10 protein-coding genes are annotated in these 10,709 nt (G+C 52.5%); all 10 read right to left on the minus strand.

Annotated elements, in window-relative coordinates:
* On the minus strand, positions 1 to 959 hold a 959-nt coding region (gene ispG / locus ACI4N7_RS07760), incomplete at its 3' end, for a flavodoxin-dependent (E)-4-hydroxy-3-methylbut-2-enyl-diphosphate synthase (RefSeq protein ID WP_439732784.1).
* Positions 960 to 1,872: 913 nt separating this feature from the next.
* Positions 1,873 to 2,895 (minus strand): RIP metalloprotease RseP, encoded by a 1,023-nt coding sequence (rseP, locus tag ACI4N7_RS07765; protein ID WP_439732785.1) that lies wholly within the window; start codon positions 2,893 to 2,895, stop codon positions 1,873 to 1,875.
* The gene (locus ACI4N7_RS07770; RefSeq protein ID WP_439732786.1) at positions 2,892 to 4,052 is read right to left on the minus strand and encodes a 1-deoxy-D-xylulose-5-phosphate reductoisomerase; all 1,161 of its coding nucleotides are present in this window, start codon (positions 4,050 to 4,052) and stop codon (positions 2,892 to 2,894) included. The genes rseP and ACI4N7_RS07770 overlap by 4 nt, the downstream gene beginning before the upstream one ends.
* Before the next feature lie 22 nt (positions 4,053 to 4,074).
* On the minus strand, positions 4,075 to 4,884 hold the full coding sequence (locus ACI4N7_RS07775; protein ID WP_439732787.1) for a phosphatidate cytidylyltransferase: 810 nt from the start codon (positions 4,882 to 4,884) through the stop codon (positions 4,075 to 4,077).
* A 9-nt stretch (positions 4,885 to 4,893) separates the two neighbouring features.
* Positions 4,894 to 5,619: an isoprenyl transferase gene (locus ACI4N7_RS07780; RefSeq protein WP_439732788.1), complete on the minus strand. Its 726-nt coding sequence runs from the start codon at positions 5,617 to 5,619 to the stop codon at positions 4,894 to 4,896.
* Positions 5,620 to 5,865: 246 nt separating this feature from the next.
* On the minus strand, positions 5,866 to 6,423 hold the full coding sequence (frr, locus tag ACI4N7_RS07785) for a ribosome recycling factor (protein WP_439732789.1): 558 nt from the start codon (positions 6,421 to 6,423) through the stop codon (positions 5,866 to 5,868).
* Positions 6,424 to 6,425: 2 nt separating this feature from the next.
* Positions 6,426 to 7,154: a UMP kinase gene (gene pyrH, locus ACI4N7_RS07790; protein ID WP_439732790.1), complete on the minus strand. Its 729-nt coding sequence runs from the start codon at positions 7,152 to 7,154 to the stop codon at positions 6,426 to 6,428.
* 104 nt (positions 7,155 to 7,258) lie between these two features.
* On the minus strand, positions 7,259 to 8,137 hold the full coding sequence (gene tsf, locus ACI4N7_RS07795; RefSeq protein ID WP_439732791.1) for a translation elongation factor Ts: 879 nt from the start codon (positions 8,135 to 8,137) through the stop codon (positions 7,259 to 7,261).
* An 84-nt stretch (positions 8,138 to 8,221) separates the two neighbouring features.
* Positions 8,222 to 8,998 (minus strand): 30S ribosomal protein S2, encoded by a 777-nt coding sequence (gene rpsB / locus ACI4N7_RS07800; protein WP_439732792.1) that lies wholly within the window; start codon positions 8,996 to 8,998, stop codon positions 8,222 to 8,224.
* Positions 8,999 to 9,527: 529 nt separating this feature from the next.
* Positions 9,528 to 10,634 carry an acyltransferase gene (locus ACI4N7_RS07805; RefSeq protein ID WP_439732793.1) on the minus strand — a complete coding sequence of 369 codons (1,107 nt, stop codon included), beginning with the start codon at positions 10,632 to 10,634 and terminating at the stop codon, positions 9,528 to 9,530.
* Between the last annotated feature and the right edge of the window lie 75 nt (positions 10,635 to 10,709).

A 10,709-nucleotide genomic window follows, 5' to 3' on the forward strand; every position in this document is an offset into this window, starting at 1 on the left:
CCGCTTCCTTTGCCTCCGGCTATGCCGAAGTCTGCTTCTCTGGCTTCGCCGGGGCCGTTGACGGCACAGCCCATGACGGCTACACGGATGGGCTTTTTAAATTTCTGGATCTTTTCTTCCACTTCCTGGGCCATGTGGATGAGGTCCACCTGGGTGCGGCCGCAGGTGGGGCAGGAAACGAGCACCGGTCCGTACTGCTGCATGCCCACGGAGCTCAGGATTTCCTTGGCTGCCTTAACTTCCTTCTGGGGATCATCGGTGAGGGATACACGGATGGTATCGCCGATGCCGTCGAGGAGAAGGCTGCCGATACCGATGGCAGATTTGATGGTGCCCCGGTAAAGGGTGCCTGCTTCCGTCACCCCCAGATGAAGGGGATAGTTCACCTGTTCATGGAGAAGGCGGTTGGCTTTCACCATCATGGGAACGTCCGTGGATTTGACGGAAATGACGATATCGTGGAAATCCTCTTCCTCCAGGATTTTCACATGCTCCATGGCGCCGGCCACCATGCCCTCTGCGGTGGGATGGCCGCCGTGGGCGTCCAGGATGTGCTGGGGCAGAGATCCTGCATTGATGCCGATGCGGATGGGGATATGTTTTTCCTTCGCCATATCCACCACCTTTACCACATTGTCCCGGCTGCCGATGTTGCCGGGGTTGATGCGGAGCGCATCAATGCCCTGTTCCATGGCCGTCAGCGCCAGGCGGTAGTCAAAGTGAATGTCTGCCACCAGAGGTACCTGGACTTTGGCCCGCAGGGCTCCCAGTGCTTCCGCCGCCTTTCTATCCGGCACCGCCACTCTCACAATATCAGCGCCTGCTGCGTGCAGGGCATTGATCTGGGCTGCCGCATATTCCGTGTCCACGGGGCTGAAGGTGCTCATGGACTGAATGGCAATGGGTGCGCCGCCGCCAATGGCTACGGAGCCTACATGTATCTGTCTTGTTTTCTCCATTTTTTCACCTGACTGTTATTGTATAAAATAGTTTCTGGTTTCTTGTTTCCAGTTTCTTGTTTTAGAAGGTTCAAAAGGTTCAAAGGGGAAGGTATCGCCCTTCGGGCAATGAGTTTTTATAGTCAGCGTTACGTGCTTACCTTCCCGTATCATATAGCATGATAGACATTCTGCTGATTGGCTCACTGCGTTCGCCACCCCTTATCTTGTGCACATCCTGCACAGGATGTGCAAGTCAGCCTAAGTTGGCGCCTAGCCTGCCCATAAAGGCGCCTTCCTTTGGGCTGGCTGACCGTTTCCGCCGGACTCCCCCCTTAAAAGGGAAACGACTCACTACATTTTGCGCGTCACTGCCGCTCCTTCAAAATGTGTTCGCTGTGCATCCACGGGAAAGCGTTTCACTTGGTTCTCAGATCACTTTGCTCCCCTACGAATCCAGTTCCCTTGCCACCCGGTGGGAAGCGTGTCACTGGATTCTCAGTCGACTGCGTCTCCCTACGAATCCAGTTCCCTTGCCACCCGGTGGGAAGCGTGTCACTGGATTCTCAGTCGACTGCGTCTCCCTACGAATCCAGTTCCCTTGCCACCCTATTCAGGGGGGAGAATATGCTCCTCTATGTTTACCCGTAGAATCATGCAGCACAATGCCAAGCATCCATAGTCCCACCGCTTTAGCAGCGGGGAAGGTGGTGGCGAAGACCACCAAAGGGGGTGCCGCATTTCCTTAGCCCTCCAGGGCGGTTTGCCTGTTTTTCCTCCGGGCGAAAGCCCGGTTGTAAAGGTTTTCTACATACTGGCACCCCTTCATTTCCAAAAGGCGCCTACCAGAACCCTCACGCCGAAAGGCGTGTCAAACCTCAGAACCCTAAGAACCTTCTGAACCCTCACGCCCTTGGGGCGTGTCCAAGGGGCGTCATTTTAAAAGTCCGTTAATATCATTGCACATGGCAAAGAGGAAAAGTCCCAGAAGGATGGTGACTCCCACAGCCTGAATGTAGTAGAGCGCCTTGTCCGGAAGTTCTCTGCCTGTCACGCCTTCAATGAGGGTCAGAATGAGAACCCCGCCGTCCAGAAGAGGAATGGGCAGAAGGTTCAGAAATCCCAGATTGAGGCTCAGCAGCGCAATAAAGAGAAGAAGGGACAGGAAGCCCGTGTCCGCCACCTGGGCGCTCATGCGGGCTACGCCGATCGGCCCTGCCACATCGGCTTCGTGGCCGGATATCATGTCCACAAGGCCGGACACCATCATTTTAAGAAGGTAGACGCAGCGTTCCCCGCCCATGAGGAAGGCCTGGCCGAATCCCACATCGTGGTGCTCCAGATAGGGAGAAATGCCGATAATGGGCCGTCCGTTTTCGCCGTCGGTGAGCATGATGGTCAGTGTTTTTTCTTCTCCCTCATGGCTCACCTTCACGGGAATGATGCGGCTGTCCAGGTCCCTGGTGATTTTTCCTATATCCGTCCAGGTGGTGACCTCTTTTCCGTCTACGGAAAGGATCTTATCTCCCTCCACGATTCCCTGCTTTTCAGCGGAAGTTCCCTTGAGGACTGCCCCTACCACAGGAACATCGGGGAAGGTCTGGTAGCCTGCATAGAGGAAGGCGCCCCAGAAGATAAAGAAGGCCAGGAAAACGTTAAACAGTGAGCCCGCTGCAATGACCAGAAGCCGGGCCCACACAGGCCGGTTGGAAAAGGCCCTGGGGTCGTCGGATTTCTCGGAGTCCATGCCGGCAATGCGGTTGAAGCCTCCCAAAGGAATGATCCGCAGGGAATAAAGGGTCTCCCCCTTTTTGACAGAAGCCAGCTTCGGTCCGAAGCCTACGGCAAATTCGTCCACTCTCATGCCGGTGAGCTTGGCCAGAAGGAAATGGCCGCCTTCATGGATAAGGACAATGACTGCAAAGACGAAAATCGGTGCCAGAATAGAAACGATCATAAAGCCAGCCTCCGGACAGCGCCGTCTGCCAGCTCTCTGGCTTTCCTGTCCGCTGCCATAATATCCTCGTAAGCATGGATTTCATGGACCTGCCAGGCATCGAGCACTTCCTCCACCACATCAAAAATGGAAAGGAAGGAAAGTCTGCCGCTGATGAAGGCGCGGATGGCTTCTTCATTGGCCGCATTGAAGGCGCAGGCGGCATCCCCTCCCCTTTTACCGGCTTCATAGGCCAGCTTCAGGGAACGGAACACTTCCAGATCCGGCTTTTCAATCAGGATAGAAGCAATATCCCGCCAGTTCACATACTGGTGAGAAGGCGAAGGCAGTCTTTCGGGGTAGGTCAAAGCAAACTGGATGGGAAGCCGCATGTCCGGATTTCCAATCTGGGCAATAATGGAGCCGTCGTCATATTCCACCATGGAATGAATCAGGCTCTGGGGCTGCACGATAACTTCAATATCGTCGTAGTCCACGCCGAAAAGCCAGTGGGCTTCGATGACCTCCAGTCCTTTGTTGAACATGGTGGCGGAGTCCAGGGTGACTTTCATGCCCATATTCCAGGTGGGATGCTTCATGGCATCCGCCACCGTCACATGGCGCAGTTCTTCCCGGGATTTCCCCCGGAAGGGTCCGCCGGAGGCAGTCAGAAGAAGCTTGTGGATATGCTTCCTGTCCTGTCCCAGCAGACACTGGAAAATGGCGCTGTGTTCGCTGTCCACGGGACGGATGAGCACATGATGCTCTGCCGCTTCAGCCAGCACCAGGCTGCCGCCGGCCACCAGGGTTTCCTTATTGGCCAGGGCCAGTTCCTTTTCCTCCTGAATGGCCGCCAGCGTAGGAGCCAGGCCGGCAATGCCCACCACGCACACCAGCACCAGATCCACATCCTCCCGGCGGGCCGCTTCCACCAGCGCTCCGCTGCCGGTAATAACCTCTGCAGGGCCGCTGTAGGCAGCTTTGAATTTCTTTCCTGCTTCCTCATCGCTTACCACAATGAGCCGGGGCTGGAATTCTTCCGCCTGTTCCAGAAGTTTCTCCACGCTGCTTCTGGCAGCAAGGACCTGGGCATGAAATAAGTCGGGATGGCAGCGGATCACATCCAGCGTCTGGGTGCCAATGGAGCCGGTACTGCCTAAAACTGCAATTTGCTTCATAGATACCTCTTTTCAGAAAACATTAACGAAGGAGAGCCAGCACAGCCGCCAGGGAAGGCGCTACAAAGAGAAGACTGTCAAAACGGTCCATCATGCCGCCGTGTCCCGGCAGGATATGACCGGAATCTTTAATATCGCAGGCCCTTTTGATATAGGATTCAAAGAGATCCCCCACCGGCGCCATGACAGCCGCCATGAGGGAGAGGAAAAAGCCGTGGGACAGCTGGTACTTAAAGCCGTAGGCCAGGAGGACGCCCAGCACCACGCAGCCGATGGCGCCGCCGATCAGGCCTTCCACTGTCTTATTGGGGCTGATATGAGGAGCCATCTTGTGCTTTCCCAGGCTTCTTCCCGCCAGATAGGCAAAGGAATCGCTGGCCCAGGTGCATACCAGAACAAAGAGGATCAGGAAAATGCCGGGATCCGCATTCACTGCTCCTGCCGGCAGCAGCTCCCTGCTGCCCCGGAGAAGGGACAGGGTGCCGAACCCGATGCCGAAGTACACCACGCCGAAGGCCGTATAGATCAAATCGGTCATTTCTTCCTTCTTGATATCCAGAATCAGGAAAAGGAGCAGGCAGAAGGCCAGGAAAAGCACTGCCGTAAAGACCTTCACCGAATAAAAGCCGGAGGAAAGAATAATGGCCGCCAGAGCCAGGGCTGCGGGCTTTGTATAAATGCGGATGGAAATTTTCTTCAGCATGCGCTCATATTCCATCAGCGCAATCAGAGAAACAATCAGCACGGCGCCGGTCAGGAACCAGCCGCCCAGCCATACCAGGCAGAGCACGGCAATGATGCCCACAATGGCCGTAATGACACGAACTTTCATAATACCTCCTCAGTGATCCTTTTCCGTAAGGCCGCCGAAACGGCGGTCCCTTCCTGTAAACCAGTCCACTGCCTTTCTGAGTTCTTCTTCCGTAAAATCAGGCCACAGCACCGGCGTAAAGTAAAGCTCGCTGTAGGAAGCCTGCCAGAGGAGGAAATTAGAAATACGGGATTCTCCGCCTGTGCGGATCAGAAGATCCACATCCCGGGCATCGGAAGGATAGAGATGCTGCTCCACCGTTTCTTCTGTAATGGCAGAAGGAGCCAGCTCGCCGGCCTTCACCTTTTCCGCAATTTCCTGCATGGCATGGACGATTTCCATGCGTCCCCCGTAATTGATGGCCACGTTCAGGATCAGTCCGTCATTGGCGGCGGTATCCCGTTCGCAGTCCGCAATGCCTTTGCGGAGCCCTTCGGAAAGAACAGAAGTGTCGCCCACGATATGGACCTGCACATTATCTTCCACCAGCTCCTTCAGCTGGGAAATCAGGTAGTTTTTAAACAGTTTCATGAGGAAGCGCACTTCCAGAGACGGTCTTTTCCAGTTTTCCGTAGAAAAGGCATAGAGAGTGAGGATCTTGATCCCCATGTGGCCGGCGGCCCGCACAATGGTTTTCACATTGGCGGCGCCCACCTGGTGGCCATAGGTTCTCTCCCGGCCCCTTTCTCTCGCCCACCGGCCATTTCCGTCAAGAATGATGGCCACGTGCTCCGGGAAAGCCTTTTGATCTGACATATTGAATTCCTCGTTTCAGGATAAAATGGTTGTTTAACATAGAGTGAAGAAGCGCCGATTGATAAAATCAACCGGCGCATTTGACACACCTGCGGCGTGAAAGAAATAATGATTCTTCAGTTTGATTCGCCTGCAGTGCGAAGGCCCAGCGGCCTTTTCAAAACCTAAAACCACTGAACCCGGAGAGCCCGTCAAACTGCAGAACCCTCACCCCGAAGGGCGCAGAACCGCCGCCAGGCAGCCTCATTACACAGACATAATTTCCTTGATCTTCCGATCGGTAACAGCTTCCACTTCTTTGATCTTCTTATCGGTCAGCTTCTGGATCTTGTCTTCCGTATCTTTGATCACGTCTTTGGATACGTCGCTGTTCTTTTCTTCCTTTTTCAGGAATACGTTGCCGTCGCGGCGGATGTTGCGGACTGCCACCTTGGCTTCTTCCGATTTCTTGTTGACTACCTTGACCAGTTCCTTGCGCCGTTCTTCTGTGAGCTGAGGAATAGCCATGCGGATCAGGTTGCCGTCATTCATGGGAACCAGGCCCAGATCGGACTGGAGGATGGCTTTTTCAATTTCCTTCAGAAGGGATTTGTCCCAGGGCTGAACAACCAGCATTCTGGCTTCCGGTACGGATACGGAGGCTACCTGGGTAACCGGGGTGCGGCTTCCGTAGTATTCAACAAATACACGGTCCAGGAGGCTTGCATTGGCCTGACCGGTGCGGATAGAGGTGAATTCATTTTTCAGTGCATTAATGGATTTATCCATTTTTTCGGATAAGTTTTTCAGTTCGTCTTCGTACATAATTATTTCCTTTCAATCAGGGTGCCCAGGGTTTCTCCTCTGCACGCTTTTACAATGTTTCCGGGAACATCAATATTAAAGACTACGATAGGAATATTATTGTTCATGCACAGCGTAATGGCCGTATTATCCATGACAGCCAGCTGCTTCTGGAGTACTTCATTGTAGGTCAGATGGGTAAACATCTTCGCTTCCGGATGGAATTTGGGATCTGCATCATAGACGCCGTCGGTCTGCTTCTTGGCCATGAGCATCACATCTGCTTCGATTTCTGCACTGCGGAGAGCTGCGGTGGTATCGGTGGTAAAGTAGGGATTGCCTGTGCCGGCGCCGAAAATGACAACCCGTCCCTTTTCCAGATGACGGATGGCACGGCGGCGGATATAGGGCTCTGCAATCTGGCGCATTTCAATGGCTGTCTGCACACGGGTGGATACGCCCAGCTTTTCCAGCGCATCCTGCAGTGCCACGGAGTTGATCACCGTAGCCAGCATGCCCATGTAGTCGGCAGAAGCACGGTCCATGCCGCCCTGGCTGCCCTTCAGGCCTCTCCAGATGTTGCCGCCGCCTACGACGACAGCGATTTCAACGCCCGATTCGCAGGCTTCCTTGATTTCCCGGGCCAGACGGTAAACCACTTCGGGATCGATGCCGAAGCCCTTGTCATTGGCCAGTGCTTCACCCGATAATTTCAGCATAACTCTCTTGTAATGTTTAGTTTCAGCTTCCATTGTACACCCCCAGAAACAAAATACCTGTTTTTCTCTATTATATAGTATTTTCGTCCATTTACAAAATAAGAGAACACTAAGAAAGTGTCCTCTTACTTTGTGAATTACTGATTCAGCTGTTTTGCAACTTCGGCTGCCAGATCGTCCTGTTTCTTTTCAATGCCTTCGCCGAGCTGGTAACGGGCAAAACGGACAACTTCCGCATTCTTGGACTTCAGCAGTTTGGAAATGGTGAGATCTCCATCCTTAATGAATTCCTGGTCTACCAGGCAGACTTCCTTGTAGAACTTGTTGATTCTGCCGATAACCATTTTTTCGATAATCTTTTCAGGCTTGCCTTCGTTTCTAGCTTCCACAGCAAGCACTTCTTTTTCGTGGTCGATTTCAGCCTGGGGAACTTCGCTGCGATCCAGGTAGGACGGGTTGGCAGCAGCTACCTGCATGGCAATGTCCTTGCCCAGTTCTTCGTCGCCGCCCTTAATTTCTACGAGGACGCCGATCTTTCCGCCGCCATGGATATAGCTGTATACTTTGCCTTCCTGGCTTTCGTAACGTACGAAACGGCGAACGGAAATGTTTTCACCGATTTTAGCAACGGCTGCGGTCACTGTATCTTTAACGGTCTTGCCGTTCATGTCAGAAGCAAGGAGAGCTTCCACATCGGCAGGGTTGGTCTTGAGAATCTGCTGGGCAATGGATGCGGCCAGAGCCTTGAAGTCTTCATTGCTGCCGACGAAGTCGGTTTCGCAGTTGACTTCAACGATGGTGCCGGTTTTGCCATCTTCGGAGATAGCGGAAACTACAGCACCTTCAGCGGCTACGCGGCTTGCCTTCTTCGCTGCCTGGGACAGTCCCTTTTCACGAAGAATATCAACAGCCTTTTCCATATCGCCTTCAGCTTCAACCAGTGCCTTTTTGCAGTCCATCATGCCTGCACCGGTTTTAGTACGCAGATCTTTTACCATACTAGCTGTGATTTTCATCTTATGACCTCCATCATAAAATTCAAGGTGTTTGTCTGAAATAGAGAGGACCGGGGCTTCCAAAGAAGCCCCTCCCCGTATGGATTATTCCTTATCTTCTGCTTCAGCAGTTTCTTCTGCCGGTTCTTCAGCAGCTTCTTCGCCTGCTTCTTCTGCAGCAGCAGCTTCAGCTTCCTGCTGGCCCTGACGGCCTTCCAGAACAGCGTCAGCCATTTTGCTGGTGAGCAGTCTTACAGCGCGGATAGCGTCATCGTTGGCAGGAATCGGGAAATCAATGACATCCGGATCGCAGTTGGTATCAACGGTAGCAACAACGGGGATGTGGAGCTTATGCGCTTCAGAAACAGCGATTTCTTCTTTCTTGGAATCGATGATGAAAATAGCGCCCGGCAGTCTCTTCATGTCTTTGATGCCGCCCAGGTTCTTTTCCAGCTTTTCCAGTTCTCTCTTCATAAGGATAACTTCCTTCTTCGGATACTGGTCGGTGGTGCCTTCTTCAAACATCTTTTCCAGTTCTTTCAGACGGTTGATACGGGTCTGAATGGTGCGGAAGTTGGTGAGCATGCCGCCCAGCCAGCGTTCATTGACATAGAACTGGTTGCAGCGTGCAGCTTCTTCCTTAACGGAATTCTGGGCCTGCTTCTTGGTGCCTACGAAAAGAATGGGGTCGCCTTTAGCTGCTACATCACGGATGAAAGCATAAGCTTCTTCTACCTTCTTTACGGTCTTCTGCAGATCGATGATGTAGATACCGTTACGTTCGGTGAAAATGAACCGAGCCATTTTCGGATTCCAGCGGCGGGTCTGATGACCGAAATGAACGCCTGCTTCTAACAACTGTTTCATGGATACAACTGACATAATAAAAACCTCCTGTTAATAACCTCTGCCCGCTTCTTCTTTCATAACCACCCTGTCAGAGGGCACAGATATGAAATCCACGGACATGTGTACTTGTACTCAAGCTTTTTTATTTTATCAAAAAGAAATGGGAGATGCAAGGGGGAAATTTGACACACCTTCGATGTGAGGGTGCAAAAGGGCCGCCATGCGGCCCGGGTTCAAAAGGTTCAGAGGATTCATAGGGTTCAGAGAGCAGCGGTATCGCTGCTTTGCGGCGATGAGTCTTATAGTCGGCGTTAAGGGATCAGCGTAGAGACGACAGCCGTCAGCAATCAGCTGAGTACGGCTGGTACCTTTAGACTCATCAGCAGGAATTGTATCCCGATGAACCACCCAACCGATCCGCAAGGGCGGTCTGCCTTTTTCCCCCACGAGAGTCAGATTTTAAAGGTTTTCTATATACCGGCGCCTTCCATATTTTAAAGGCGCCCATCACCACTCTCTGAACCTTCTGCACCTTTTGAACCCTATGAACCCGCGGTCCCCACTATATCAATTTCGCAAAATAGGGAATCTTCTTGATGCCCCAGGTAATGAGGATGCCCAGGCAGTAGGCGATGCAGATCCAGATCACCGCATCGATGAAGGGAATGCGGTACATGTATTTCAGAAGCACATGGGTATAGATCACATGGGTCAGATTTCTGGTGATTTCTTCAAACAGCATGACGCCGAAGGACATGCTGCCCAGGAAGACCAGAAGGCGTCCGGTCTTTTCCGATACATGATGGGTGCTGAACCACCAGCGGCAGGTGCAGAAGACAAAGGCCGTATTGAGGAAAAGGAAGGAATCATAGAACCGTTCCGAAATGGCCTCCGTCATGCCGCCGGCCACCACACCGTGATACCAGGTCATGCCGCCGGCCGCCGCGGTTCCCAGAAGGGCGCATATTCCCAGTTTGATGATATTTCTTTTGGTGAGCCAGCCGGCAGGCAGCACATTTTCAATCCAGTATCCCATGAGGAAATAAAAGGTAGGCTCGCTCACCGCCAGAAGAGGATTCAGGAAATAGTTCATTTCCGCAGAGCCCTTGAAAATCAGGAAGGAAATCATGGGCACCAGGCCTACGAAGAACAGGTTGAGGCCGATAAGGTAGAGATAGAGGGTTTCATTCAGAACCTTCACCAGCTTCCTCCATATGGGCAGCATGAGAAGGAAAGAAATATAAATATAGAGGAAATAGTAGGCCGTAGCCAGGTCGGAGGTATAGAGCATGGTAAAGAACTTGGCTATGTGGCCGGGGATGGAAAGCGGCAGGTTATGATAGAACCACACATAATTGATGAGGGAAAAGATAAAAATAACCTGCAGGAAACGCCATATCCGCTTCCGCCAGATCCGAGAAATCGATTCCTCCTTCCCCAGGAGAAGGGCGCCGGAAATCATGAAAAAAATAGGCACCGCCGTCTTCACCCAGAAAGGAACCGCCAGGTACAGGGGATAGAAAAAGGAAGCAGGCCGCTCTATAAAAAGAGAGAAACCTGCCGTAGATGTATGGGTAAACATGACAAGCCAGATACAGAGAGCCCGGAGAAATTCAATATGGAGCTTCTTCTTTTTCCCGCCTGCAGGAACCGCTTTTTCCGTGTCCATGAGAAAATACCTTCTTTCTTGCAATATACGGTTCTATGATACCACAAAAAGGGCGGCCATGGGGCCGCCCTTTTT

The sequence above is a fragment of the Dialister sp. genome, assembly GCF_051885895.1.
Classification (GTDB): domain Bacteria; phylum Bacillota; class Negativicutes; order Veillonellales; family Dialisteraceae; genus Dialister.